Raw genomic sequence first — 25125 nt, forward strand, 5'->3', positions numbered from 1 at the left:
GGACCGGGACGCATTCCGCGCGCCCTCCCGGCCCAAGGCCGCACTGCAGGACCGGGACGCATTCCGCGCGCCCTCCCGGCCCAAGGCCGCACTGCAGGACCGGGACGCATTCCGCGCGCCCTCCCGGCCCAAGGCCGCACTGCACATCGGGACGCACCACTCCGCGCACTCTCCCAGGAGGCCGGGGGCGCACCGCTCCGCGCGCTCTACCGATCAAAGGCCGCCCTGCGGACCGCGGCCGGCTCGGCCCACCGGGTGGTCTAGACGGCGACCAGCTCGGCCCACCGGGTGACCCCGCCCGGATGGACGCGTATGCCATGACGGGTGGCCAGGGCGTGGACGATCGCCTCGCCGCGGCCGTGCTCGTCCGGGTCGATGCCGAGCAGGGACTCGCCCACCGCGAGCGCGGGTCCCGCGTCGGTGACCTCGATGTGCAGGGTGGGGCCGCCGCGGCCCCGCGCCCACGACAGCCGCAGCACGGCCGGGGGCCGGGCGTGAATGATCGCGTTCGTGGCGAGCTCCGACACCACCAGCAGCGAGTCCTCCACGATCTCGGGACACACGTTCCACTCGGCGAGGACCGCCGCCGCACGTCGTCGCACGGCCGAGACGGCGCCGGCGACGGGCGGCACCGGGCATACGTGTTCGTATGCCGCCGCCCGAAGCAGCGTATTGAGCTGTGCCGCCATGTTCTCTCCCGATCGGTGTGTCTGCCGTCCGGCGCCGTGTTTCGGCGCGTTCCGGGCTCCCATGCACGTTATGGAGACAAATGGGGCCGGTCAATGAACGGCGGTCGGCATTACCGAACGCCACCGCCCCCGGGCCCCCCTCCGTCCGCGGGGCGAAGCCTCGGCGGCGGTACTAGGCTCGCTTCATGACCGGCCCAGTCCAGTCGATCGAACGGGCGGCGGCGATCCTGCGCCTGCTCGCCGGTGGGCCCCGCCGGCTCGGGCTCGGCGAGGTGGCGGCCTCGCTCGGGCTGGCGAAGGGCACCGCCCACGGGATTCTGCGCACGCTTCAGCACGTGGACTTCGTGGAGCAGGACGCGGCGACCGGGAAGTACCAGCTCGGAGCCGCACTGCTGCACCTCGGCACCAGCTACCTGGACGTCAACGAGCTGCGCTCGCGCTCCCTGAACTGGGCCGATGCCCTGGCCGCCCGGAGCGGCGAGGCGGTGCGCCTGGGGACCCCGCTGGAGGGCAGCGTCCTGATCGTCCACCACGTGTTCCGGCCGGACGACACCTTCCAGACCCTGGACGTGGGCGCGTTGCTGCCCCTGCACGCCTCCTCGCTCGGCAAGGTGCTGCTGGCCTTCGGTACCGCGACCGTCGAGCCGGTCGAGGAGCCGGGCCTGGAGGCGTACACCCGGCACACGCTGATCGATCCCGAACAGCTCGCCCGGGCGCTCACCGAGGTCAGGGAACTCGGGTGGGCCGCCGAGATCCAGGAGATGACCATGGGCGAGGCCGGGCTCGCCGCCCCGATCCGCGGGCACGGCGGCCTCGTCGTCGGCGCCATCGGGCTGTCCGGGCCGGTCGAGCGGGTCTGCGACGGCCAGGGCCGCCCCCGCCCCAGTCTGATCACCCTGATCCGTGAGGCCGCACGGGCGATCTCCCGAGACCTGGGAGCCGCCCGCTGGTAGGACAGGACAGCCGCCCCTCGACTTGTCGGAAGGCACACCCGATCATGGCTGAACGGTACGTAATGTCCATCGATCAGGGCACCAACTCGACCCGATGCATCCTGTTCGACCACCGCGGGCGGCTGGTCTCCGTCGCGCAGAAGGAGCACCAGCAGCACTTCCCCAGACCCGGATGGGTCGAGCACGACGCCGTCGAGATCTGGCGGAACCTGCGCCGTGTCGTGCCCGACGCCCTGTCCGACGCCGGTGCCGACAACGGGCAGGTCGCCGCCATCGGCCTGGCCAACCAGCGGGAGACGACGGTGCTCTGGGACCGGCGGACCGGCGCCCCGGTGGGCCGGGCGATCGTCTGGCAGGACACCCGGACGGCGCCGCTCGTCGAGGATCTCGGACGGCACCCCGGAGAGGCGTTCTTCCTGGAACGGTGCGCTCTGCCGCCCTCGACGTACTTCTCGGCCCTGCGGATCCGGTGGCTGTTCGACCACGTCAAGGGTGTCGAGCAGCGCGCCAACGACGGCGAGGTGCTGTTCGGCACGATGGAGAGCTGGCTGATCTGGAATCTCACCGGGGGGGCCGACGGCGGCCTGCACATCACCGACCCCACCAACGCCAGCCGCACGATGCTGATGAACATCCGCACGCTCGACTGGGACGACGAACTGCTGGCCTTCTTCGGGGTGCCCCGCTCGATGCTGCCCGAGATCAGGTCGTCCGCCGAGACGTACGGCGAGGCCCGCTCGCTGCTGCCGGGCGTCTCGATCACGGCCGCCCTCGGCGACCAGCAGGCCGCCCTCTTCGGCCAGACCTGTTTCTCCCCGGGCGAGGCCAAGTGCACCTACGGAACGGGCAGCTTCCTGCTGCTCAACACCGGCGGCGACGTCGTGCGGTCCCGGCACGGTCTCCTCACGACCGTCGCGTACAAGATCGGGGACCAGCAGCCGGCCTATGCCCTGGAAGGGTCGATAGCCATCACCGGCGCACTCGTCCAGTGGTTCCGTGACCGCCTGGGCCTGATCAGCAGCGCCCCGGAGATCGAGACCCTCGCGCGGACGGTCGAGGACAACGGGGGCTGCTACATCGTGCCCGCCTTCTCAGGGCTGTTCGCGCCCCGCTGGCGCAGCGACGCACGTGGGGTCATCGTCGGCCTCACCTCGTACATCACCAAGGGACACCTGGCACGTGCCGTCCTGGAGGCCACCGGATGGCAGACCCGGGAGGTCGTCGACGCCATGAACGCCGACTCCTCGGTCTCGCTCCAGCAACTCAAGGTGGACGGGGGCATGACCGCCGACAACCTGCTCATGCAGTTCGTGGCCGACGTGCTCGGCGTGCCCGTGGTGCGGCCCATGGTCGCCGAGACGGTCTCCCTCGGCGCCGCCTACGCGGCCGGGCTCGCCGCCGGCTACTGGCCCGACCTGGAGGTACTGCGCCGCAACTGGCACCGGGCCGCGCAATGGCTGCCCGACATGGACCCCGAGCTGCGGGAGTGGGAGTACGACAACTGGCAGCGGGCGGTAGAACGGTCCCTGGACTGGGTCAGACCACCACGCTCCCCCTGACCCGGCGGCAGCCACCAGGACCGGCCGCCGCCCGCCGTCGCCCGTACGCGGCTCAGTCCACGCGCTGGCCGATGCCCAGCATGTTTCCCTCGCTGTCACGGAACCAGGCGCCCCGCGCTCTCCGGACGCCGGGTACGCGGGTGCTCAGGTAGTTCTCGACGTCGACGATCCCGTCCCGCGTGCGCCCGCCGCCGTGGACCGGGGCGAGGTCGAACTCCTCGAACACCACTCCGCGCCGCTTGAGTTCCCCGACGACCGCCTCGATGTCGTCGACCTCCCATGACATCTGGGTGAAGGTGCCGGGCGAGGCACCGCCGGAGCGGAACACCTGGAACTCGGCGCCTCCGCATCGGTACAGCAGCCCGCCGGGTGCTTCCCCGGCGGGCCGCAGTCCGAGCCGCTCGGCGTAGAAGCGCCGTGCCCGCTCCAGGTCCTGGGCCGGCAGCCTGGTCGCCACACGGCCGCGGGCCAGGAGACTCGTGTCGTCGTCGTTCATGTCCCCAGTGTGGGGTGAGCGGCGGCCGCAGACGTGGATCCCGCGCGAGCGTCAGCGGACGGGGCTGACCGGTGCCAGCCACAGGCCGACGATCGCGTCGGCGAGCCCCGTGGCGACCTCGCTCCAGGTGGCGCGGGCGGTCGCAGTGCCCTCGGCGAGGGCCCGTTCCCGCTCGGCGCAGGTGTGCAGGATCAGCAGCCGGACCATCTGGCCGCGCTCGGCGCGGACCTCGGGCGGCAGTTCCGGAAGGGTGCGGTTGAGCCCCTCGATCGCCTCCCGCAGCGCCGGCGAGGTCAAGGACTCCTCGACCATGATGGCGTGCAGCGCCGGGTCGGTCATCACCTGGGCGCAGAACCGGGCGTACCAGGTGGGGCTGCCGAGCCCGGCCAGGTGCTCGGTGACCGGGCGCACCAGGCAGTCGACCCAGTCGCGTACGTCCGCGGAGTCGCCGGCCGCCGCGAGGGCCCGTTCCCTGAGCGCCTCGATGCGTTCGGCGTGCCGGCGGGCGACCGCGCGGACCAGGTCGGCCTTGGTGCCGAAGTGGTAGCCGACCGCGGCGTTGTTGCCCTGACCGGCGGCCTCGCTGACCTGACGGTTGGAGACGGCGTACACGCCGTGTTCGGCGAACAGCTGTTCCGCCGCGGTCAGGATCGCCTCACGCGTCGCGCTCACCTGCTCGGCCCGCGCCGTCCTGCGCGTCATGCTCACCACCGCTCCGGGACTGCGCACCGCCCCGCGGCGGCCAGTCCCGCGCACCGCCCCGGGTCCTCGACCGGGGCGGCGAGGTCCAGCCAGGGAAGCCTACGGTGCGCGCCCGCCCCTCCCCTGACAGGCCCTGTGGGAGCCGTCCCGTCACCCCGCTAGAGTAAGTCAAGCAGTTGACTTAAAAGCGGCCGGTCTCCGCGGCCGGTCACCCCTCGCGCTTCCTACGGAAGGTGCCCTTCTCATGTCCGACGCCCCCGCCCCGCCCGCCGACGCCGGCGGACCGGCTCCGTCCCGGCCGGGCGCCGTGGTCGCGGTGCTGGCCCTGGCCGGTATCACCGTGTCGCTGATGCAGACGCTGGTGATCCCCATCGTCCCGGAGCTGCCCGGCTATCTGCACGCCTCCGCGTCCGACGCCGCCTGGGCGGTCACGGCCACCCTGCTGGCCGCGGCCGTCGCCACCCCGGTGGCCGGCCGGCTCGGCGACATGTTCGGCAAGCGGCGGCTGCTGCTGGTCAGCCTGGTGCTGCTGGTGGCGGGTTCGGCGGTCTGCGCGCTCAGCGACCAGCTGGTCCCGATGATCGTCGGCCGTACGCTCCAGGGCCTCGCCGCCGCGGTGGTCCCGCTCGGGATCAGTGTCATGCGCGACGAACTGCCGCCGGAGAAGCTGGCCGGCTCCACCGCGCTGATGAGCGCCTCGCTCGGCGTCGGCGGCGCCCTCGGGCTGCCGGCCGCGGCCTTCATCGCCGACCACTTCGACTGGCACGTGCTGTTCTGGACGTCCGCGACCCTCGGTGTCGTCGCCTTCGGGCTCGTACTGAGCCTGGTGCCGGAGTCCCGCGTGCGCACCGGTGGCCGCTTCGACCTCGTCGGCTCGCTCGGCATGGCCGTCGGGCTCGTCTCGCTGCTGCTCGCCATCTCCAAGGGCGCCGACTGGGGCTGGGGCAGCGGCACCACCCTCGGCCTGTTCGCGCTCGCGGTCGTCGTCCTGCTGGCCTGGGGCCTCTTCGAACTGCGGACGGCGCAGCCGCTGGTGGACCTGCGCACCACGGTCCGCCGCCAGGTGCTGTTCACCAACCTGGCCTCCATCGCGTTCGGCTTCTCGATGTTCGCGATGGCGCTGGTCCTGCCGCAGCTGCTCCAGCTGCCGACGCAGACCGGCTACGGCCTCGGCAGGTCCATGCTCACCGTGGGCCTCGTCATGGCTCCGCAGGGCCTGGTGATGATGGCCATGGCCCCGGTCTCCGCCGTGATCACCAAGTCGCGTGGTCCGAAGATCACGCTGATGATCGGCGCGGTGATCGTGGCGGCCGGGTACGGGTTGAACATCGTGCTGATGAGCGAGGTCTGGCACCTGGTCCTGGTGTCCTGCGTCATCGGCGCGGGCGTCGGCTTCGCCTACGGTGCCATGCCCGCCCTGATCATGGGCGCGGTTCCGCTGTCGGAGACGGCCGCCGCGAACAGCCTGAACACGCTCATGCGGTCCATCGGCACCTCGGTGGCCAGCGCGGTCGCGGGCGTGATCCTGGCGCAGATGACGATCAGTCTCGGCGGCCACGCGCTGCCGTCGGAGAACGCCTTCAAGGTCGTCATGGCGATCGGCGCGGGCGCGGCCCTCCTCGCCTTCCTCCTGGCCTCCTTCCTCCCCCGCCACCGTCCGGCCGGCCCGGCGCCGGCACCGATGGCCGCGGAACCGTCGGCGGAGACGGTCGGCTGAGGACGCTGCCCGGCCGTCCCCGGCGATGTGCGACGGACATCGCCGGGGACGGCCGTGCTCAGGCAGGGGCGGTACACCCGACCCCCGACGCGCGGTTACGCCCCCGCCCGTCACGCGTCTGTTGCGGCGGGCCCGTTCAGGCGAACCGGTGCCCCAAGGTGCGTGAGGGCGCCGGGAGCGGTCGAGACCTTCAGCCGTGACCGCCGTGACCCTGCCGCTCATCCCGCCGATGCTCGCCACCCCCGGCAGGCTGCCGCCCGCCGCCCAGGACGACCGGTGGGCGTACGAGACCAAGCAGGACGGCCAGCGGGTGATGGTCTACCTGCCCGGCGACGGCGGCATGGTGCTGCGCGCCCGCTCGGGCGAGGACATCACCGCCGCCTACCCCGAACTCCGGCCGCTCGGCGGCGCCCTGGGCACCACGCCTGCCGTCCTGGACGGTGAGGTGCTGGCCCTGGACGAACGGGGCCGGGCCGACTTCCAGCTGTTGCAGAGCCGGATGGGCCTCGCGCACGCGCCCGCGCGGGCGGCGCGCCGGGCCGCCCAGGTACCGGTGCACCTGGTGCTGTTCGACGTGCCGTTCCTGGGCGAACCCCTGATGCGGCTGCCGTACGCGCGGCGGCGGGCGCGGCTGGAGGAGCTGGGCCTGGCCGGGCCGTACTGGTCGACACCGGGCGCCGTGACCGGACACGGCGCCGAGGCGCTCGCGGCGACCAGGGAGCACGGCCTGGAGGGCCTGGTGTGCAAGCGGCTGGACTCGGTGTACGAGCCCGGGGTGCGCTCCCGCGCCTGGATCAAGATCCGGAACATGCGGGCCGAGGACGTGATCGTCGGCGGCTGGCTGCCCGGCAAGGGGCGGCTGACCGGGCTGCCGGGCGCGGTCCTGGTCGGTCAGCGGGCGGGGGGCCGGCTGCGGTACGTCGGCGGGGTCGGCACCGGCTGGAGCGAGGCGGAACGGACGGAACTGGCGGAACAGCTGCGGGCCGCCGGGACCAGCCGGTGCCCCTTCGATCCGGTGCCGCGGATCCCGGACGCGCGCTGGGTGCTGCCCCGGCTGGTGGGCGAGGTCAGCTACAGCACCCGTACCCGGGCCGGGCTGCTGCGCCAGCCGTCCTGGCTGCGGCTGCGCCCGGACCTCACACCGGAGGAGTCGTCGGCGGACCTGCCGGAGGGCTCCGCATGACCCCACGACCGACGGCCCGTCAGACGCGCCGGCCGGACCCGCTGCTGAGCCCGACACCACCCCACGCCCGATGGCCCGTCAGGCCCGCCGGAGAACCCGACACCACCCCACGCCCGACGGCCCGGTGGGCCTGCCGTACGGCTTGGTCGGCCTCGCGCCTTGCACAACCCGTCGCGTTCGCCGGTGGACCTGGCACGGGCGGGCCCGACGGCCGTGGTCGGCGGCAGACCTCGCCGCCGTGCTCACCCAACAGCCGTGACGGTGACGGGCGTTCTTGCACGGGCAGGCCCGACACCTGGCCCAGGCCACAGCTGTTCGACCACGCTTCATTCCTGTGACGCGTGTGACCCCTTGGCAGCGAGACGCACAGCCGGGATGCTGAACTCCCCTGCGCCCCACCGCTGTTGGAGGTTCCGTGTCCGCATTTTCCTCGCGCGTCCGGCGCGGCAGATGGTTCGCCGTCATGGCCGGTGCCGCCGCCCTCGTCGTCGCCTTCCCCACCGCCGCCTTCGCCGCCCCGCCCCTGGCGCTGCCGCAGAACGCCGAGTCCGCCGACCTGACCTACCAGCCGGCCTTCGACTACGACACGGACGGCTGCTACCCGACGCCCGCCATCGGCCCCGACGGCACCGTCAACCAAGGCCTGAACCCGACGGGCGCCCTCAACGGCAACTGCCACGACGCCTCCGACCTCGACAACACCAACAGCTATGCGCGCTCCAAGTGCAACAACGGCTGGTGCGCCTATCTGTACGGCCTGTACTTCGAGAAGGACCAGGCGGTGGCCGGCAGCAGCATCGGCGGGCACCGGCACGACTGGGAGCACGTGGCGGTGTGGGTGCAGGACGGGCAGGTCCGGTACGTGTCGACGTCCAACCACGGCTCGTTCACCGTGCACCCCGTCTCCGAGGTCCGCTTCGAGGGCACGCATCCGAAGATCGTGTACCACAAGGACGGCATCGGCACCCACTGCTTCCGGCTCGCCAACTCCAACGACGAGCCGCCGGAGAACCACGAGCACACCTGGCAGTACCCGCCCCTCGTCGGCTGGAACGGCTATCCGGCGGGCGTGCGGGAGAAGTTGAGCGCCTACGACTTCGGCAGCGCCCACTTCGGCCTGAAGGACGACAGCTTCGCCTCCCATCTCGCCTCGGCGAAGCCGTCCGGAATCCCGTTCGACCCCAACGCCTGAGCGGATGTCCCACCGCCGGCCGGGGATCACCCGGCCGGCGGTGCCTCCGGCAGGCCGGACGCTCGGCGAGCCCTGACAGGGCGCGGGCCGTCCGGCCCCAGGGTCTATCGTGTCCCCCATGTCTGTGCCGGAACTGATCCGTATCGTCTCCCGCGACTCCCCCATGGCCCTGGCCCAAGTCGAGCGGGTCCGTGCCGAGTTGGCCGTACTGCACCCGAGCGTGCGCACCGAGGTCGTCCCGGTGCGGACCACCGGTGACAAGTGGATGGGCGATCTGTCGAAGGTCGAGGGCAAGGGGGCGTTCACCAAGGAGGTGGACGCCGCCCTGCTGGCCGGGGATGCGGATCTCGCGGTGCACTGCGTCAAGGACGTGCCCGCCGACCGGCCGCTGCCCGCCGGGACGGTGTTCGCCGCGTTCCTGAAGCGGGACGACATCCGCGACGCGCTGGTGCACCCGGGCGGGCTCACCCTGGACGAGTTGCCGGCCGGTACCCGCGTCGGCACCTCCTCGGTGCGCCGGGTCGCCCAGCTGGCCGCCACGCACCCGCATCTGGAGTGCGTGCCGTTCCGCGGCAACGCCAACCGCCGGCTGGAGAAGCTGGCAGCCGGGGAGGCGGACGCGCTGCTGCTGGCGGTGTCCGGTCTGGAGCGCATCGGCCGCACGGACGTGATCAGCGAGGTGCTGTCCCCGGAGACGATGATGCCGCCGATCGGCGCGGGCATCCTCGCCCTGCAGTGCCGGGAGGGCGACACCGACGTGATCGACGCGGTCGGCGGGCTGGGCGACCCGGCCACCCACCGCGAGGCCACGGCCGAGCGGATGTTCCTGCACGTGCTGCAAGGTCACTGCAACAGCCCGATCGCCGGCTACGCGCGCGCGGACCGCGGCGGGGAACTCTCGCTGCGGGCCTGCGTCTTCACCCCGGACGGCAAGACCCGGCTGAACGCCCACGAGTGGGCGGGCCGGCTGGACCCGGCCACGCTCGGCACCTCGGTCGCGGTGGCGCTGCTGCGGCAGGGCGCGCGGGAGATCATCGACGGCATTCCGCACTGACAGGGGTCCCCGCACCGGTGGCACACCGGCACCGCCGCTCGCGTCAGGCGGGGCCGGGCTCCGTCTGGTCCTTCAGGAAGACGCTGACCTGGTGGGCCAGGCCGCTCTGGCCGGTGCCGGAGGACGCGGCCGCGGTGGTCGCCTCCAGAACGCCGATGCCGCCCGCCCACAGCCTGCGGTCGGTCCATTCCTCCTCCACCCGCAGCTGCACCTGCACGTCCACGTGGGTGAGGGCGGCCTCGGGTGCGGCGGCGTAGAGGACGGCGGTGGCCCGGCGCAGCGGGTAGACGTCGAAGCCCTCGATGAACTGGGAGTTGCGCCAGTCGATGAAGGCGCCCTCACCGTCGGGGCCGACCCGGACGTCGATCTGGCCGTCCTCCAGATGGATGCCGTAGTGCCGCGCGCCGCGGTTCTCGACGGTGACCCGGACACTGAAGTACGTCAGGCCGACGGCGGCGTCGTCGCGTCCGCGCGGCGGCTCGGCCGCCTCCAGGCGGTGGACGCGGACCCGCAGACCGGCATGCTCGTCGTACTCGTGCCAGTCCCCGACCACGTTCGGCTCGTACACAGTGCCCCTCTCGACCTTCGAGAGCTGCTGTCTATCTGTGCGCCGAGCGCACTGTCAAATGAGCAGAATGCGCTGTGGCCAGGGGATTCGCCCGCTTTGATCGGTGATCAAGCGCTGCCCAGGAAGAATCCGGTCACGACCCCTTCGCGCGCGGCAGGCGCGCGTGCCGCACATCACGTCCACGCAAGATCAGCGGGCGCGAGGCGGCCGAGCGGCCGGGAGGCCGCGGTCCCCGCTCGCCACCTCGCACCATCGCGCCCCATATGTACTTAATTGTTTTGAGATGACCCAGAGTGGGAAACGAACCTATGTGCTTCGGACTGGAGGCACATCCGCGGGAGTCGGCGTCGCCGAGCGCCCCGGTGCCCTTTCCACGGTCCGAGCGCGCCTCCCACGGTGTCTGTCCACCCAGCACCTGCTGAGAGAGGTGCGCACGATGCGTGTCACCGGCGGCACGAAGCCCCATCCCCACGATGACGCCCCCGACACGGTGGAGTCCTTCGAGCGGCTCGCGGAGCTGCCCGACGGTCCCGAGCGCCGAGCGCTGCGGGACGAGCTGGTCCAGCTGTGGCTGCCCATGGCCGAGCGGATCGCGGTACGGTTCCGCGGCCGCGGGGAGGCCCTGGAGGACCTGTACCAGGTGGCCGCGCTCGGCCTGGTCAAGGCCGTCGACCACTACGATCCGGAGCGCGGTCGCGCTTTCGAGGCGTACGCCGTGCCCACGATCACCGGCGAGATCAAGCGCCACTTCCGTGACCACATGTGGACCCTCCACGTGCCCCGCCGGGTGCAGGACCTGCGCAACCGGGTCCGCTCCGCCACGAAGGAGCTGGCGCAGACCACGTCGGGCCGGGCCCCCACCGTCGCCGAGATCGCCGCGTACACCCGGCTGAGTGAGGAGGAGGTGCGCACCGGCATGGAGGCGCTGGAGTGCTTCTCCGCGCTGTCGCTGGACGCCGAGGTGTCCGGTACGGACGGCTACGCCCTCGGCGACTCCCTCGGCGCGTCCGACCCGGGGTTCGACCTGGTGGTCGACCGGGCCGCGGTCAAGCCGTGCCTGGAGGCGCTGCCGGAGCGCGAGCGCGTCATCCTCTACATGCGGTTCTTCTGCGGTATGACACAGAGCCGGATCGCCGAGCAGCTCGGCATCTCGCAGATGCACGTCTCACGGCTGCTCAGCGGCTGCTTCGACCGGCTGCGCGAGGAGCTGCTCGCGGAGATCCGCTGAGCAGCGCTCTCTGCATCCCCACCGGGTCCGCGCTCCCTGCATCCCGCCGAGCCCCGCGAAGCCAACCCCCGCCGAGCCCCGCGAAGCCAACCCCCGCCGAGCCCCCGAGCGCCCTCTGGAAGCCCGCGTGGGGCCTCACTCCTCGGCGGTGCCGGGTACCTGCGTGGGGCCGTACCGGTCCAGCGCGTCCTCCAGTTCGGCGCGGATCTCGGGCGGGATGTCGCCCCGGCGCCCCCAGATGAGGATCAGCTCCGCGATGTTGCGCAGCTTGATGTTGGTGTGCTGGGAGACCTCCTTCAGCACCTGCCACCCCTGGTCGGGGGTCACCCGGCCGAGGGCCACCATCATCCCGATCGCCTGGTCGACGACCGCGTGGGAGGCCATGGCCTCCTTCAGCTGGTCGATCTGCTTCTGCAACTCGGCGATCCGGTCAGGTTCGCTCTCTGCCATTCCTCCATCCTGCGCGAGCGGGCTGGATCTCTGCCACCTGGGGTACTCGACAGGCGACCGAGCCCCTTCCGGTTGGACACTGGTGCCAGACCGGTGGCCGCCGGGCCCCGAGAGCAGGACGCGACCGTCATGAACCAAGACACGCCTGTCAGCGGATCGAGCGCCGACGAACCGAGACGGAGAGAGGTCGTCTCCACGCACTCCGTCTTCGGCGCGCCGTGCTGGGTGAGCCTGACCAGCCGCGACCTGGAGGCCACGCAGGACTTCTACGCGGCCGTGCTCGGCTGGCGCTGGCGCGGCGCAAAGCTCGGCGAACACTTCCGTATCGCCCTGGCGAACGGGGTGCCGGTGGCCGGGATCGCCGCCGTCGCCGCCATGTGGCAGATGGCGGTCGCCTGGACGCCGTACTTCGCCGTCGCGGACGCGGACGTGGCCGTGAGCCGGGCCCGGGAGCGCGGCGGTACGGCAGCCGTCGGCCCGCTGTCCTTCCCACCCGGCCGGGCGGCGCTGCTCGCCGACCGGGACGGGGCGACCTTCGGCATCTGGCAGGGCGAGCTGGTCTCCAACTGGGAGGCGTGGCGGCGGGCCGCGCCGACGTTCATCCGCCTGCACACCCGCGACGCCTTCGACTCGGCGATCTTCTACGGCGAGATCCTCGACTGGGCCTCCGGGCAGCCGGGCTGCTGCGAGGTCGAGTACGAGGGCGGCGAGGTGGTGCTGCGCAGCCAGGGCGACATCGTGGCGCGGATCGATTCCGGCGCGGTGGAGGCCGCCCCGGACCCCTCCGTGCGCCCGCACTGGCAGATCCACTTCGCCGTGGCCGATGTGGCCGGCTGTGCCCGCGCGGCGGAGAAGCACGGTGGCAGCGTCCTGAGCGAGGACGATCACGAGGCGGTGCTGCGCGATGCCGACGGGGCCCAGTTCACGGTGACGTCACGCCGGCCGCGCTGAGCCGGCGGGCGGCCTGCGCAGGACGTACCCGCGGGTGCGGTCGGGGCGGGGCCCGCGGTTCGCCGGCCCAGGACGCCCCACCGCCCCCGGCGCCGGCCCCTCCTGGGCCGGCCCCGCTAGCTCGTGGCTCGTGACGGTCTGGACAGCAGGATCAGGCTGCGCGCCTCCACGTGGACCTTCGTACCGGCCTTGCGTTCGCGCTCGTCGGGGATGCCGTCCGGCTCCGCGGTGTCGATCAGGGTGGTCCAGCGCTCACCGAAGGAGGCGTCGGGCAGCCGGAAGTCGACGGGCTCCCAGTAGCCGTTGACGAGCAGCAGGAAGGAGTCGTCGACCATGCGGCGCCCGTAGGAGTCGCGTTCGGCGATGGCGTCGCCGTTGAGGAACACACCGACCGAGTGCGCGTCGCCGCGCTGCCAGTCCCGGCCGGTCATCTCGCGGGCGTCGGGGCGCAGCCACATCAGGTCCGGCAGGGGCTGGTCGGCATGGGTCGCGGTCTCGCCGCGGAAGAAGCGCCGGCGGCGCAGCACCGGGTGGGCGGCCCGCAGGGCGATCACGTGCCGGGTGAAGTCGGCGAGGCTCTGCTGCTCGTCGGTCGGCTCCCAGTCGATCCAGGAGATCTCGTTGTCCTGGCAGTAGGCGTTGTTGTTGCCGCGCTGGGTGCGCCCGAGTTCGTCGCCGTGGCAGAGCATCGGGATGCCCTGCGAGAGCAGCAGCGTGGCCAGCAGGTTGCGCTGCTGGCGGGCCCGCAGTTCGAGCACGGCCGGATCGTCGGTGTCGCCCTCCACACCGCAGTTCCAGGACCGGTTGTGGCTCTCGCCGTCCCGGTTGTCCTCGCCGTTGGCCGTGTTGTGCTTGTCGTTGTACGACACGAGGTCGCGCAGCGTGAAACCGTCGTGCGCGGTGACGAAGTTGACGCTCGCGCGCGGTCGGCGCCTGCTGTGCTGGTAGATGTCGGAGGAACCGGTCAGCCGGGAGGCGAACTCGCCGAGCGAGCCGGGTTCGCCCCGCCAGAAGTCCCGTACGGCGTCCCGGTACTTGCCGTTCCACTCCGACCACAGCGGCGGGAAGTTGCCCACCTGGTAGCCGCCCTCCCCCACGTCCCAGGGCTCGGCGATCAGTTTGACGCGGCTGATCACCGGGTCCTGCTGGATCAGGTCGAAGAACGCCGAGAGCCGGTCCACCTCGTGGAACTGCCGTGCCAGCGTGGCCGCGAGGTCGAAGCGGAAGCCGTCGACGTGCATCTCGGTGACCCAGTACCGCAGCGAGTCCATGATCAGCTGGAGCACGTAGGGGTGCCGCATCAGCAGGCTGTTGCCGGTGCCGGTGGTGTCGTAGTAGTGCGCCCAGTCGCCGTCGACGAGGCGGTAGTAGGAGGCGTTGTCGATGCCCCGGAAGGACAGCGTGGGGCCCATCTCGTTGCCCTCCGCGGTGTGGTTGTAGACCACGTCGAGGATCACTTCGAGGCCGGCCGCGTGCAGTGCCTTCACCATGGCCTTGAACTCGTTGACCTGCTGGCCCCGGCTGCCGAAGGCGGCGTAGTCGTTGTGCGGGGCGAAGAAGCCGATGGTGTTGTAGCCCCAGTAGTTGGACAGGCCGCGGTCCTGGAGCACACCGTCCTGCACGAACTGGTGGACCGGCATCAGCTCCACCGCGGTGACGCCGAGCGAGGTCAGGTGCTCGGTCACCGAGGGGTGGGCGAGGCCGGCGTAGGTGCCGCGCAGCCGTTCGGGGACGTCCGGGTGGGTGCGGGTCAGACCGCGCACATGGGCCTCGTAGATCACCGAGTCCGCGTACGGCGTCCGCGGCGGGCGGTCGTCGCCCCAGTCGAAGTACGGGTCGGTGACCACGCCCAGCATGGAGTGGCCGGCGCTGTCGGCCGGGGCGGGGCCGTCCGGGGCACGCTCGTACAGGGAGGCGTGGTTGTCGATCTGGCCGTCCACGGCACGGGCGTACGGGTCGAGCAGCAGCTTCGCCGGGTTGCAGCGGTGGCCGAGCGAGGGCTGCCAGGGTCCGTGCACCCGGTAGCCGTAGCGCTGGCCGGGGCCGACGCCGGGCAGATAGCCGTGCCAGACGAATCCGTCGACCTCGTGCAGCCGGACGGGGGTCTCGGTGCCGGCGTCGTCGACGAGGATCAGCTCGACACGCTCGGCGACCTCGCTGAACAGGGCGAAGTTGGTGCCCTGCCCGTCGAACGCGGCACCCAAGGGGTAGGGGTGCCCGCTCCACACGGGCACCCCTTTGCGGCTCTTGCGGGCGGTCACCGGCTGCCCTCCAGGGCGTCGTCACCGGCGGGCGCCGGCGCGGCCAGTACGGCGACCGGCTCCTCGCGCGGCACTTTCAGGCCCGTGCGCAGGGTGGGGGCGGGGGCGAGGGGCACCAGCGGGACGCGCTGGCCGGCGCGGGCGCGCTGCGAGAACCAGATGATCTTGCTGCCGGTGTCCGAGGCGCAGCAGCCCCAGCCGTCGCTCATCGCGGCGATGTCGGCCAGGCAGGCCCGCAGGTCCTGGTCGGGGCGCAGATCGGGGTCGTTGCCGCCGAAGGCGGTGATGAGGTGCTGGCCGTTCCACCACATCTCGATCGAGGTGTGCTTGTCGCTGGCGTGCTCGTCGATCGCCCGCAGCAGCAGTTCCGCGCCGCGGCAGACGGGATCCACGAGGTTGTCGAGGTCCCAGTAGCGGAGGTGGGCGGCCAGGATGCGGCTGACCTGTACCACCCGTTCGGGGCTGACTTCCACATCGAGGTGGTAGTAGCAGGGCACTGCGGTCTTCATCGTCGCTTGCTCCTCACCGGCGAAGCTCTCGCTCCCCTCGCCCTGTCCGGGAGGGATCCCGGACACATAGCGTGAGCGCTGATCGCTTCTGAGTCACCTCCACGGTGCGGCCGCTACGCCATTCGTGCAACACGAGCACCCGACACCACTAATGGTTGAAGCTCCAACAAGACGCTGCGTCGTCGCGCGTGCACCATAAGTGAAAGCCTCGATCGCCGTAACGGTGCCGTGCCTCCCCGTGCGCGGACACCACCCGACCGTCGGGAACGCGCCCAGTCGAGAGCGTGGAGGGTGAAGAGGGCGATGCTGCTACCCGCCAAGGCCGAAGTGGCCCGGCAGTTGCGGCGTTACCGGGCCTGGGAGCGCGCGATGCTCGCCTCGCCCCACGACCGCACGGTCCGGGCCACCTTCGAGGACTCGGGGTACACGCTGTGCGTTCTGATGGGCAAACGTTGCGCCCGCGAGGCCGCGGACGCCGCCGAGCGCTATCTGCGCACCAACCTGGTCACCTACCTGCGCGAGCAGGACGGACGGCCGCAGCCACGCCGGGCGGCCAGAAGAACGTCGCCACCGGAGCGGCGTTCCACGGCGCCAAGCCCCTGACCTGGCACCGTACAAGGCGTTCCCCACGGGACCGACATCGTCGGCCCGACTCGGATCGCGAAGCCGGGCCCGGTGCCCGGCTTCGCGCACGGCGGAGGTGAGATACATGCGCAGGACTCCGGCCATCGGCCGTGTACCGGTACGTGACGTCCGGCCGGCCGTGGAGTGCGGCAGGCGCCCGGCGAAGGCGGTGGTCGGTGAGACCTTCGAGGTCACGGCCACCGTGTTCCGTGAAGGGCACGATGCCGTGGGCGCCAATGTGGTCCTGCGCGATCCCAAGGGCCGGCGCGGCCCCTGGACACCGATGCGGGAGCTGTCCCCCGGCAGCGACCGCTGGGGAGCGGAGATCACGCCGGACGTGACGGGCCGCTGGACGTTCCGCGTGGAGGCGTGGAGCCATCCGCTGGCGACCTGGCGGCACACGGCGTCCGTCAAGGTGCCGGCCGGGATCGACACCGGCCTGGTCCTGGAGGAGGGCGCGGAGCTGTACGAGCGTGCGGCCGCCGGCGTGCCCAAGGGGGTGGAGCGGAACCTGGTGCTGGCCGCCGCACACGCTCTCGGTGACGACTCCCTGTCGGTGCACGACCGTCTGAAGGCGGCCCTGGCCCCGGAGGTGGAAGCGGTCCTCGCCCGGTATCCGCTGCGGGAACTGGTGACGGCCTCGGACCCGATGCCGCTGCTGGTCGAGCGGGAACGCGCGCTGTACGGCTCCTGGTACGAGTTCTTCCCGCGTTCGGAGGGCACCGTCGAGGAGCCGCACGGCACCTTCCGTACCGCGGCGCGCCGGCTGAAGCCGATCGCGGACATGGGCTTCGACGTCGTCTACCTGCCTCCGATCCATCCGATCGGCACCACGTTCCGGAAGGGCCGCAACAACACCCTCACCGCCGGGCCGGAGGACGTGGGCGTGCCCTGGGCGATCGGGTCGCCGGAGGGCGGTCATGACGCCGTCCACCCGGATCTCGGCACGATCGAGGACTTCGACTTCTTCGTCGGCGAGGCGGAGAAGCTGGGCCTGGAGATCGCGCTCGACTTCGCGTTGCAGTGCTCTCCCGACCACCCGTGGGTGCACAAGCATCCCGAGTGGTTCCACCACCGCCCCGACGGCACGATCGCCTACGCCGAGAACCCGCCGAAGAAGTACCAGGACATCTACCCCGTCGCCTTCGACGCGGACATGGACGGCCTGGTCGCGGAAACGGTTCGCGTCCTGCGGCACTGGATGGACCACGGGGTGCGGATCTTCCGCGTCGACAACCCGCACACCAAGCCGGTCGTCTTCTGGGAGCGGGTCATCGCGGAGATCAACCGCAAGGACCCGGATGTGATCTTCCTGGCCGAGGCGTTCACCCGCCCGGCGATGATGCACACCCTCGCGCAGATCGGCTTCCAGCAGTCGTACACGTACTTCACCTGGCGCAACAGCAAGCAGGAGCTGACGGAGTACCTGACGGAGCTGTCGGGTGAGGCGGCGGCCTACATGCGGCCGAACTTCTTCGCCAACACCCCCGACATCCTGCACGCCTACCTGCAGCAGGGGGGCCGGCCGGCCTTCGAGGTGCGGGCCGTGCTCGCCGCGACCCTCTCCCCCGCCTGGGGCATCTACAGCGGCTACGAGCTGTGCGAGAACACCCCGCTCAGGGAGGGCGGCGAGGAGTACCTGGACTCGGAGAAGTACCAGCTCAAGCCACGGGACTGGGCGGCCGCGGAACGCGAGGGGCGGACCATCGCGCCGCTCGTCACCCGGCTGAACGGCATTCGCCGGCAGCACCCCGCGCTACAGCGCCTGCGGAACCTCCGCTTCCACCGGACCGACAACGACGCCGTGCTCGCCTACAGCAAGAGCACGGGAACGGACACGGTCATCGTGGTCGTGAACCTCGACCCGCACCACACCCAGGAGGCCACGGTCTCGTTGGACATGCCGCAACTCGGCCTGGACTGGGACGCCGCCCTGCCCGTGCACGACGAACTGACGGGCGAGACGTTCCACTGGGGCAGGACCAACTACGTGCGTCTCACGCCCGGCCGGACGCCGGCGCACGTGCTCCACGTCGGGCGATCGACGCCCCAGATCGGAGGGCCCGCAGCGTCATGACCGTCAACGAACCCGTACTGGACACCTTCGAGGACACTCCCGCCAAGGACCGGGATCCGGAGTGGTTCAAGCGCGCCGTCTTCTACGAGGTCCTCGTCCGCTCCTTCCAGGACAGCAACGGCGACGGCGTCGGCGACCTGAAGGGCCTGACCGCCAAGCTCGACTATCTGCAATGGCTCGGCGTGGACTGCCTGTGGCTGCCGCCGTTCTTCAAATCCCCGCTGCGGGACGGCGGTTACGACGTCTCCGACTACACCGCCGTACTGCCCGAGTTCGGTGACCTCGCCGACTTCGTGGAGTTCGTGGACGCCGCCCACCAGCGCGGCATGCGCGTGATCATCGACTTCGTCATGAACCACACCAGCGACCAGCACCCGTGGTTCCAGGAGTCCCGCAAGAATCCCGACGGCCCCTACGGCGACTATTACATGTGGGCCGACGACGACAAGCAGTACGAGGACGCGCGGATCATCTTCGTCGACACCGAGGCGTCCAACTGGACCTTCGACCCGGTGCGCGGCCAGTACTACTTCCACCGCTTCTTCTCCCACCAGCCGGACCTGAACTACGAGAACCCGGCCGTGCAGGAGGAGATCCTGGCCGCGCTGAAGTTCTGGCTGGACCTCGGCATCGACGGCTACCGCCTCGACGCGGTCCCCTATCTCTACGCGGAAGAGGGCACCAACTGCGAGAACCTGCCGGCCACCCACGAGTTCCTCAGGCGGGTCCGCAAGGAGATCGACGCCCAGTACCCCGACACCGTGCTGCTGGCGGAGGCCAACCAGTGGCCCGAGGACGTCGTCGACTACTTCGGCGACTACGCCTCCGGCGGCGACGAGTGCCACATGGCCTTCCACTTCCCCGTCATGCCACGGATCTTCATGGCCGTACGGCGTGAATCGCGCTACCCCGTCTCCGAGATCCTCGCCAAGACACCGGCCATCCCCTCCGGCTGCCAGTGGGGCATCTTCCTGCGCAACCACGACGAGCTGACCCTCGAGATGGTCACCGACGAGGAACGCGACTACATGTGGGCCGAGTACGCCAAGGACCCACGGATGCGCGCCAACATCGGCATCCGCCGCCGCCTCGCGCCCCTGCTCGACAACGACCGCAACCAGATCGAGCTGTTCACCGCCCTGCTGCTCTCCCTGCCCGGCTCGCCGATCCTCTACTACGGCGACGAGATCGGCATGGGCGACAACATCTGGCTCGGCGACCGCGACGCCGTCCGCACCCCGATGCAGTGGACCCCCGACCGCAACGCGGGCTTCTCGACCTGCGATCCGGGACGCCTCTACCTGCCCACGATCATGGACCCGGTCTACGGCTACCAGGTCACCAACGTGGAAGCCTCCATGTCCTCCCCGTCCAGCCTGCTGCACTGGACGCGCCGCATGATCGAGATCCGCAAGCAGAACCCCGCCTTCGGACTCGGCTCGTTCACGGAACTGCCGTCCTCCAACCCGGCGGTCCTGGCGTTCCTGCGCGAGTACGGCGACGACCTGGTGCTGTGCGTGAACAACTTCTCCCGCTTCGCACAGCCCACCGAACTCGATCTGCGGGCCTACGACGGACGGCACCCGGTGGAACTGATCGGCGGGGTCCGCTTCCCCGCCATCGGTGAACTGCCCTACCTGCTGACTCTGCAAGGCCACGGCTTCTACTGGTTCCGGCTCACCCGAGTCGCATCCCGCATCGGCCGCCGCCGCTGACCTCCCGGCGCCGAGGAAAGGACGCGTCACCATGCCGAAGACCATCACTCCCCGACCGAGAACCGCCGTCGGCGTCGACGGCCCCCTGGTCTCGCTCGGTGCGCTGTTGCGTGAGTGGTTGCCGAGGCAACGCTGGTTCGCGGGCAAGGACCGGCCCGTCACCGATCTTTCGGTGCTGTCCGTGACCGAGCTGTTCTCGGGGTGTCTGCATCTGCTGGTGCACGCCTCGCACGCGCCCGTGCCGACGCCCGGCGGCACTCCCCCGCCCGGGGACTGCTACCAGTTGCTGCTGGGGCTGCGCGAGCACCTGGCGCCGCGGCTGGAGCGGGCGTTCATCGGACGGGCGAGCGAAGGTCCGCTGGCCGGGCTCGCGGTCTACGACGCGCTGCACGACCCGCGCTCGGCCCATCTGCTGCTGGAGCGGCTGCGACAGCCCGGCGCGGCGGGCCCGCTGTGCTTCCAGGCCGATCCGGCCGCACACCTGCCGGGGGGGCTGCCGCCGCGCCTGCTGGACGCCGAGCAGTCCAACTCGTCGATCGTCTACGGCGACGCGTACATCCTGAAGGTCTTCCGCCGCATCCAGCCGGGCGTCAACCCGGACCTGGAGGTGTCGGCCGCGCTGGCCGCGCAGGGCTGCACCCGGGTGCCCGCGCCGGTGGCCTGGTTCTGGACGAGCGCACCCCGCCCGGCCACGCTCGGGGTGCTGCAGCCGTTCCTGCCGGACGCCACCGACGGCTGGACGCTGGCGCTGCAGGCGCTCGCCGCCGGCGACGACTTCACCGCCGAGGCCCGCGAACTGGGCCGCGCCATGGCGGAGGTGCACCTGGCGCTGGCCGATGCGTTCCCGCCGGCCGGACCGGGTGAGAACGGCCGTACGGCCGAGGCGATGTGTGCGCGGCTGGACGCCGCCGCGCACGCCGTACCCGGGCTGCGGCCCTTCGTGCCCGGCCTGCGGGCCGCGTTCGGAGCGCTCGCCACGTGCGACACCGGGCCGCCCGCCCAGCGCATCCACGGCGATCTGCACCTCGGGCAGGTGCTGCGGGCCGGCCGCGACTGGTTCGTGATCGACTTCGAGGGCGAACCCTCCCGGCCGCTCGCCGAGCGGCGGGCCCCGCAGTCCCCGGTGCGCGATGTGGCCGGGATGCTGCGCTCCTTCGACTACGCGGCCCGGCAGCGCCGCCCCTGGCGACCCGAATGGGCGCGCCGCTGCCGGGAGGCGTTCTGTGCGGGCTACGCGGCCCGTGCCGGCTGGGATCCACGCAAGAAGCACGCGCTCCTGCGCGCGCACGAGACGGACAGGGCGGTCTACGAGGTGCTGTACGAGGCGAGACACCGACCGGACTGGCTGCCGGTACCGATGGCGGCGATCAAGCGACTCGCCGTGTGGGGAGGCTGACGTCATGGCACTGCGCGACACCACGCGCCCGGAGGCCGCGGGCCCCAGACCGCCCGCGGCCGTTGCTCCCCCGGACGTCGTCCGGGGGGACGCCCGTCTCGCTGCGCTCGACCCCGCCGACCGCGGCCGTCTGCTGGGCGGCGCGCACCACGATCCGCACGCCCTGCTGGGCGCCCACCCGGTCGAGGGCGGCACCCTGTTCCGGGCGCTGCGCCCGAACGCGCGGTCGGTGAGCGTCGTGGTCGACGGCATGCGCAACAAGCTCGAGTCGGAGGGCGACGGTCTCTTCGCGGCCGTCCTCCCCTACCCGGAGGTCCCGTCGTACACGCTGCTGGTGGCGTACGACGACACCGAGCAGGAGGTGCACGACCCGTACCGCTTCCTGCCCGCCCTCGGCGAGCTGGACCTGCATCTGATCCGGGAGGGCCGGCACGAGCAGCTGTGGCAGGCGCTCGGCGCGGAGCCGATGACCCACGAGGGTGTGGCAGGAACCCGCTTCACCGTGTGGGCGCCGAACGCCCAGGGCGTGCGGGTGGCCGGGGAGTTCACGTACTGGGACGGCACCCAGTACCCGATGCGCTCGCTCGGCGCGTCCGGGGTGTGGGAGCTGTTCCTGCCCGGGATCGGCGAGGGCGCCCGGTACAAGTTCGAGATCACCTCCCGCTACGGCCATCGTTTTCTCAAGGCCGACCCGATGGCGCGGTGCACGGAGGTACCGCCGGACACGGCGTCGATCGTGACGGCCTCGCACCACGAGTGGGGCGACTCGGAGTGGATGGCGCACCGCGGTGACACCCCGGTGCACGAGGCGCCGTTCTCGGTGTACGAGGTGCATCTGCCGTCGTGGCGGCCGGGAGCGACCTACCGTCAGCTGGCGGAGGAACTGCCCGCGTACGTCAAGGAGATGGGCTTCACGCATGTGGAGCTGATGCCGGTCGCCGGTCATCCGTTCAGCGGCTCCTGGGGCTACCAGGTCACCTCCTACTACGCGCCGACGCCCCGGCTCGGCTCGCCGGACGACTTCAGGTACCTGGTGGACGCGCTGCACCGGGCCGGCATCGGCGTGATCATGGACTGGGTGCCCGCGCACTTCCCGAAGGACGACTGGGCACTGGCGCGGTTCGACGGGGACCCGCTGTACGAGCCCGGGGACTGGCGGCGGGCCGAGCACCCGGACTGGGGCACGTACGAGTTCGACTACGGGCGGACCGAGGTGCGCAACTTCCTGGTCGCCAACGCGGTGTACTGGTGCCAGGAGTTCCACATCGACGGGCTGCGCGTGGACGCCGTCGCCTCCATGCTCTACCTGGACTACTCGCGGGACTCCGGTCAGTGGGAGCCGAACGTCTTCGGCGGGCGGGAGGACCTGGACGCGGTCGCCTTCCTCCAGGAGATGAACGCCACCGTCTACCGGCGCTGCCCCGGCGTGGTGACCATCGCCGAGGAGTCCACCGCGTGGGACGGGGTGACCCGGCCGACGGACAGCGGTGGGCTCGGCTTCGGGCTGAAGTGGAACATGGGCTGGATGCACGACTCGCTGGAGTACGTCCAGAAGGAGCCGGTGCACCGCAAGTACCACCACAACGAGATGACCTTCTCGATGGTGTACGCCTACAGCGAGAACTACGTGCTGCCGATCTCCCACGACGAGGTCGTGCACGGCAAGCAGGCGCTGGTGTCGAAGATGCCGGGCGACTGGTGGCAGCGGCGCGCCAACCACCGCGCCTACCTCGGCTTCATGTGGGCCCACCCGGGCAAGCAGCTCCTGTTCATGGGGCAGGAGTTCGCCCAGGGCGCCGAGTGGTCCGAGGCGCACGGCCCGGAGTGGTGGCTGCTCGGCGACGACTACCACTCCGCCGGTGATCACCGGGGCGTGCAGCAGCTCGTGCGAGACCTGAACGAGCGGTACCGGGCGACGCCCGCGCTGTGGCGGCGGGACACCGACCCGGGCGGCTTCCGGTGGGTGCTGTGCGACGCGGCGGACGACAACGTCTTCGCGTTCCTGCGCTACGACACGGAGGGGTCCCCGCTGCTGGCGGTGTCGAACTTCTCCCCCGTCGTCCGGCACGACTACCGGCTGTGGGTGCCCGACGAGGTGCCCGCCTGGCAGGAGGAGCTGAACACGGACGACGTCCGCTACGGCGGCAGCGGGGTCGGCGCCGACGGGCCGCTGAAGCCGGCGGACGGGTTCCTGAACCTCACGCTCCCGCCGCTCGCCACGGTCTGGCTGACACCACAGCGCTGAAAGCCGCAGGTGTCGGCGGCGGTACCAGGGGCAGTCGGGGTCTACAGACAGACCCGCGACTGCCCCTTGCGGCACGGACAGAAGGGCGGCACCACGTGCGCACCGTCGGAGTGGAGGAGGAACTCCTTCTGGTCGATCCGGACAGCGGCGACCCGAAGGCGCTGGCGGCGGCCGTACTCGCTCGAGCCGCCCATGACGATCCCGGACAGGACGTGTTCGAGAAGGAGCTGTTCGGGCAGATGCTGGAGTTCGCCACGCATCCGCAGTCGGACATGGCGGCCCTCGGCGACGAGATCGTCCGCTGCCGCAAGGAGGCGGCCCGGCACGCCGGGGAGATCGGCTGCGCGGTCGCCGCGCTCGCCACCTCCCCGCTCCCGGTCAGCCCCTCCCTCACCGTGAACGAGCGGTACCAGTGGCTGGCCGAGCGGTACGGGGTCGGCACCCGGGAGCAGCTGGTCTGTGGCTGTCATGTGCATGTTTCCGTGGAGTCCGACGAGGAGGGCGTCGCGGTCCTCGACCGGATCCGCCCCTGGCTGCCGGTGCTGACCGCGATCAGCGCCAACTCCCCCTTCTGGCAGGGCCGGGACACCGGCTACGCCAGCTACCGCAGCCGGGTGTGGGAGCGCTGGCCGTCGGCCGGGCCGACCGAGCTGTTCGGCTCGCCCGAGCGGTACCACCGGCGGGTGGCGGACATGGTGGCCACCGGCGCCATCCTCGACGAGGGGATGGCCTACTTCGACGCACGCCTGTCCGCCCACTACCCGACGGTGGAGATCCGGGTGTCGGACGTGTGCCTGTGCGCGGAGACCCCGGTGCTCATCGCCACGCTGACCCGCGCCCTGGTGGAGACCGCCGCACGGGAGTGGCGGAACGGCGTGCCGCCGCTGGACCACAGCGTCAGCCTGCTCAGGCTCGCCGCCTGGCAGGCCGCCCGCTCGGGCCTCGAGGGTGAGCTGCTCGACCCGGTGACCCTGCGGCCCCTGCCGGCCGCGGACGTGCTGCGCGCCCTGCTGAAGCACACCGCGGACGCGCTCACCGACAGCGGCGACGCGGTCGGTGCCGAGCAGGCCGTGGAGAAGCTGCTGCGGACGGGCAACGGCGCACGCGAGCAGCGCAGGCTGCTGGAGCGCACCGACAGCCTGCGGGACGTCGTCAGCGCGTGCGTGCGCCACACCCAGGGCTGACCGACCGGGTCACAGGATCAGCACCAGGGCGTACACCAGGAAGAAGGCCGCGATCAGGGCGACGAGGAGGAGGATCAGGGTCAGCGGCGCCTTGGCCCAGCCTCTGCTCTGGACGTGCGGTTCCCGGGGCCCGGTCTCGGGCAGGCTGCTCTCGGCGGGCGGGGTCTCGCCGGGCGGGACTCCGCCTCCGGGCTCCAGCCCGGTGGTGCGCTCGGGCTCCGGATCGGGGTTCACATGGCTCATGTCCCCCGAGTCCCCAGAACACGCCGACATCATCAGCCGATCACGACTTCTGCGTTCCCGGCACCGAACGCGCTCACCTGGGCTACATTCGAGCACCGCCGACACCGAGACGGTCGGCGGAGTGACCCT

The 25125-nt window shown here is 71.5% G+C and carries 22 protein-coding genes; 14 read left to right on the forward strand and 8 right to left on the reverse strand.

The window, feature by feature from the left end; all coding sequences use genetic code 11:
• Positions 1–260: 260 nt before the first annotated feature.
• On the reverse strand, positions 261–689 hold the full coding sequence (locus ACGFRF_RS00730; RefSeq protein WP_393735771.1) for an ATP-binding protein: 429 nt from the start codon (positions 687–689) through the stop codon (positions 261–263).
• A gap of 185 nt (positions 690–874) precedes the next feature.
• Between ACGFRF_RS00730 and ACGFRF_RS00735 the strand changes: the two genes are divergently transcribed.
• Together ACGFRF_RS00735 and glpK are read left to right on the forward strand one after the other, a co-directional pair.
• Positions 875–1642 (forward strand): IclR family transcriptional regulator, encoded by a 768-nt coding sequence (locus ACGFRF_RS00735; protein ID WP_393735773.1) that lies wholly within the window; start codon positions 875–877, stop codon positions 1640–1642.
• A gap of 44 nt (positions 1643–1686) precedes the next feature.
• The gene (gene glpK / locus ACGFRF_RS00740; RefSeq protein WP_393735775.1) at positions 1687–3201 is read left to right on the forward strand and encodes a glycerol kinase GlpK; all 1515 of its coding nucleotides are present in this window, start codon (positions 1687–1689) and stop codon (positions 3199–3201) included.
• Between the two features lie 52 nt (positions 3202–3253).
• Here glpK and ACGFRF_RS00745 read toward each other — a convergent pair whose 3' ends face one another.
• Positions 3254–3697 (reverse strand): VOC family protein, encoded by a 444-nt coding sequence (locus ACGFRF_RS00745; protein ID WP_393735777.1) that lies wholly within the window; start codon positions 3695–3697, stop codon positions 3254–3256.
• A gap of 51 nt (positions 3698–3748) precedes the next feature.
• Complete coding sequence (locus ACGFRF_RS00750; RefSeq protein ID WP_393735779.1) at positions 3749–4399, reverse strand: TetR/AcrR family transcriptional regulator; 651 nt, start codon at positions 4397–4399, stop codon at positions 3749–3751.
• A gap of 244 nt (positions 4400–4643) precedes the next feature.
• Here ACGFRF_RS00750 and ACGFRF_RS00755 point away from each other — a divergent pair, with 244 nt between their 5' ends.
• The 4 genes from ACGFRF_RS00755 to hemC all read left to right on the forward strand — a co-directional run bounded on the left by ACGFRF_RS00755 (position 4644) and on the right by hemC (position 9545).
• On the forward strand, positions 4644–6116 hold the full coding sequence (locus tag ACGFRF_RS00755; protein ID WP_393735781.1) for an MFS transporter: 1473 nt from the start codon (positions 4644–4646) through the stop codon (positions 6114–6116).
• A gap of 205 nt (positions 6117–6321) precedes the next feature.
• The gene (locus ACGFRF_RS00760; RefSeq protein ID WP_393737080.1) at positions 6322–7299 is read left to right on the forward strand and encodes an ATP-dependent DNA ligase; all 978 of its coding nucleotides are present in this window, start codon (positions 6322–6324) and stop codon (positions 7297–7299) included.
• A 463-nt stretch (positions 7300–7762) separates the two neighbouring features.
• Positions 7763–8491, forward strand: a complete 729-nt coding sequence (locus ACGFRF_RS00765; RefSeq protein WP_393737081.1) for an NPP1 family protein — start codon at positions 7763–7765, stop codon at positions 8489–8491.
• Between the two features lie 118 nt (positions 8492–8609).
• Positions 8610–9545 carry a hydroxymethylbilane synthase gene (gene hemC, locus ACGFRF_RS00770; protein ID WP_393735783.1) on the forward strand — a complete coding sequence of 312 codons (936 nt, stop codon included), beginning with the start codon at positions 8610–8612 and terminating at the stop codon, positions 9543–9545.
• 43 nt (positions 9546–9588) lie between these two features.
• Here hemC and ACGFRF_RS00775 read toward each other — a convergent pair whose 3' ends face one another.
• On the reverse strand, positions 9589–10113 hold the full coding sequence (locus ACGFRF_RS00775) for a hypothetical protein (RefSeq protein ID WP_393735785.1): 525 nt from the start codon (positions 10111–10113) through the stop codon (positions 9589–9591).
• Between the two features lie 436 nt (positions 10114–10549).
• On the opposite strand from ACGFRF_RS00775, the gene ACGFRF_RS00780 reads away from it, so the two are divergent.
• Positions 10550–11341, forward strand: coding sequence for an RNA polymerase sigma factor SigF (locus tag ACGFRF_RS00780; protein WP_393735787.1), 792 nt, complete (start codon positions 10550–10552; stop codon positions 11339–11341).
• A 135-nt stretch (positions 11342–11476) separates the two neighbouring features.
• On the opposite strand, the gene ACGFRF_RS00785 is transcribed toward ACGFRF_RS00780, so the two are convergent.
• Positions 11477–11791 carry an ANTAR domain-containing protein gene (locus tag ACGFRF_RS00785; protein ID WP_393735789.1) on the reverse strand — a complete coding sequence of 105 codons (315 nt, stop codon included), beginning with the start codon at positions 11789–11791 and terminating at the stop codon, positions 11477–11479.
• A gap of 129 nt (positions 11792–11920) precedes the next feature.
• Between ACGFRF_RS00785 and ACGFRF_RS00790 the strand changes: the two genes are divergently transcribed.
• Positions 11921–12742, forward strand: a complete 822-nt coding sequence (locus tag ACGFRF_RS00790) for a VOC family protein (RefSeq protein ID WP_393735791.1) — start codon at positions 11921–11923, stop codon at positions 12740–12742.
• Between the two features lie 116 nt (positions 12743–12858).
• Here ACGFRF_RS00790 and glgX read toward each other — a convergent pair whose 3' ends face one another.
• Both glgX and ACGFRF_RS00800 read right to left on the reverse strand, forming a co-directional pair.
• Positions 12859–15003 (reverse strand): glycogen debranching protein GlgX, encoded by a 2145-nt coding sequence (gene glgX / locus ACGFRF_RS00795; protein WP_393735793.1) that lies wholly within the window; start codon positions 15001–15003, stop codon positions 12859–12861.
• The gene (locus tag ACGFRF_RS00800; protein WP_393735795.1) at positions 15000–15512 is read right to left on the reverse strand and encodes a pep a2; all 513 of its coding nucleotides are present in this window, start codon (positions 15510–15512) and stop codon (positions 15000–15002) included. The genes glgX and ACGFRF_RS00800 overlap by 4 nt, the downstream gene beginning before the upstream one ends.
• Before the next feature lie 303 nt (positions 15513–15815).
• Here ACGFRF_RS00800 and ACGFRF_RS00805 point away from each other — a divergent pair, with 303 nt between their 5' ends.
• The 6 genes from ACGFRF_RS00805 to ACGFRF_RS00830 all read left to right on the forward strand — a co-directional run bounded on the left by ACGFRF_RS00805 (position 15816) and on the right by ACGFRF_RS00830 (position 24753).
• Positions 15816–16115, forward strand: coding sequence for a DUF5133 domain-containing protein (locus tag ACGFRF_RS00805; RefSeq protein ID WP_393735797.1), 300 nt, complete (start codon positions 15816–15818; stop codon positions 16113–16115).
• Between the two features lie 106 nt (positions 16116–16221).
• The gene (locus tag ACGFRF_RS00810; protein ID WP_393735799.1) at positions 16222–18213 is read left to right on the forward strand and encodes an alpha-1,4-glucan--maltose-1-phosphate maltosyltransferase; all 1992 of its coding nucleotides are present in this window, start codon (positions 16222–16224) and stop codon (positions 18211–18213) included.
• Positions 18210–19928: a maltose alpha-D-glucosyltransferase gene (treS, locus tag ACGFRF_RS00815; RefSeq protein WP_393735801.1), complete on the forward strand. Its 1719-nt coding sequence runs from the start codon at positions 18210–18212 to the stop codon at positions 19926–19928. The genes ACGFRF_RS00810 and treS overlap by 4 nt, the downstream gene beginning before the upstream one ends.
• 31 nt (positions 19929–19959) lie before the next feature.
• Positions 19960–21324: a maltokinase gene (locus tag ACGFRF_RS00820; RefSeq protein ID WP_393735803.1), complete on the forward strand. Its 1365-nt coding sequence runs from the start codon at positions 19960–19962 to the stop codon at positions 21322–21324.
• A gap of 4 nt (positions 21325–21328) precedes the next feature.
• A complete protein-coding gene (gene glgB, locus ACGFRF_RS00825) occupies positions 21329–23569 on the forward strand; it encodes a 1,4-alpha-glucan branching enzyme (protein ID WP_393735805.1) in 2241 nt (746 codons plus the stop codon).
• Positions 23570–23664: 95 nt separating this feature from the next.
• Positions 23665–24753, forward strand: a complete 1089-nt coding sequence (locus ACGFRF_RS00830; RefSeq protein WP_393735807.1) for a glutamate--cysteine ligase — start codon at positions 23665–23667, stop codon at positions 24751–24753.
• A 9-nt stretch (positions 24754–24762) separates the two neighbouring features.
• Here ACGFRF_RS00830 and ACGFRF_RS00835 read toward each other — a convergent pair whose 3' ends face one another.
• Positions 24763–24996 carry a DUF6480 family protein gene (locus tag ACGFRF_RS00835; protein WP_393735808.1) on the reverse strand — a complete coding sequence of 78 codons (234 nt, stop codon included), beginning with the start codon at positions 24994–24996 and terminating at the stop codon, positions 24763–24765.
• Between the last annotated feature and the right edge of the window lie 129 nt (positions 24997–25125).

Source organism: Streptomyces sp. NPDC048521, from assembly GCF_043199855.1.
Taxonomy (GTDB): Bacteria; Actinomycetota; Actinomycetes; order Streptomycetales; family Streptomycetaceae; genus Streptomyces.

What these genes read in the sequence shown, in the direction of transcription:
- ACGFRF_RS00730 (WP_393735771.1), bottom strand. Translation starts at nt 689, where the DNA reads ATGGCGGCACAGCTCAATACGCTGCTTCGGGCGGCGGCATACGAACAC.
- ACGFRF_RS00735 (WP_393735773.1), top strand. Translation starts at nt 875, where the DNA reads ATGACCGGCCCAGTCCAGTCGATCGAACGGGCGGCGGCGATCCTGCGC.
- glpK (WP_393735775.1), top strand. Translation starts at nt 1,687, where the DNA reads ATGGCTGAACGGTACGTAATGTCCATCGATCAGGGCACCAACTCGACC.
- ACGFRF_RS00745 (WP_393735777.1), bottom strand. Translation starts at nt 3,697, where the DNA reads ATGAACGACGACGACACGAGTCTCCTGGCCCGCGGCCGTGTGGCGACC.
- ACGFRF_RS00750 (WP_393735779.1), bottom strand. Translation starts at nt 4,399, where the DNA reads ATGACGCGCAGGACGGCGCGGGCCGAGCAGGTGAGCGCGACGCGTGAG.
- ACGFRF_RS00755 (WP_393735781.1), top strand. Translation starts at nt 4,644, where the DNA reads ATGTCCGACGCCCCCGCCCCGCCCGCCGACGCCGGCGGACCGGCTCCG.
- ACGFRF_RS00765 (WP_393737081.1), top strand. Translation starts at nt 7,763, where the DNA reads ATGGCCGGTGCCGCCGCCCTCGTCGTCGCCTTCCCCACCGCCGCCTTC.
- hemC (WP_393735783.1), top strand. Translation starts at nt 8,610, where the DNA reads ATGTCTGTGCCGGAACTGATCCGTATCGTCTCCCGCGACTCCCCCATG.
- ACGFRF_RS00780 (WP_393735787.1), top strand. Translation starts at nt 10,550, where the DNA reads ATGCGTGTCACCGGCGGCACGAAGCCCCATCCCCACGATGACGCCCCC.
- ACGFRF_RS00785 (WP_393735789.1), bottom strand. Translation starts at nt 11,791, where the DNA reads ATGGCAGAGAGCGAACCTGACCGGATCGCCGAGTTGCAGAAGCAGATC.
- ACGFRF_RS00790 (WP_393735791.1), top strand. Translation starts at nt 11,921, where the DNA reads ATGAACCAAGACACGCCTGTCAGCGGATCGAGCGCCGACGAACCGAGA.
- ACGFRF_RS00800 (WP_393735795.1), bottom strand. Translation starts at nt 15,512, where the DNA reads ATGAAGACCGCAGTGCCCTGCTACTACCACCTCGATGTGGAAGTCAGC.
- ACGFRF_RS00805 (WP_393735797.1), top strand. Translation starts at nt 15,816, where the DNA reads ATGCTGCTACCCGCCAAGGCCGAAGTGGCCCGGCAGTTGCGGCGTTAC.
- ACGFRF_RS00810 (WP_393735799.1), top strand. Translation starts at nt 16,222, where the DNA reads ATGCGCAGGACTCCGGCCATCGGCCGTGTACCGGTACGTGACGTCCGG.
- treS (WP_393735801.1), top strand. Translation starts at nt 18,210, where the DNA reads ATGACCGTCAACGAACCCGTACTGGACACCTTCGAGGACACTCCCGCC.
- ACGFRF_RS00820 (WP_393735803.1), top strand. Translation starts at nt 19,960, where the DNA reads ATGCCGAAGACCATCACTCCCCGACCGAGAACCGCCGTCGGCGTCGAC.
- glgB (WP_393735805.1), top strand. Translation starts at nt 21,329, where the DNA reads ATGGCACTGCGCGACACCACGCGCCCGGAGGCCGCGGGCCCCAGACCG.
- ACGFRF_RS00835 (WP_393735808.1), bottom strand. Translation starts at nt 24,996, where the DNA reads ATGAGCCATGTGAACCCCGATCCGGAGCCCGAGCGCACCACCGGGCTG.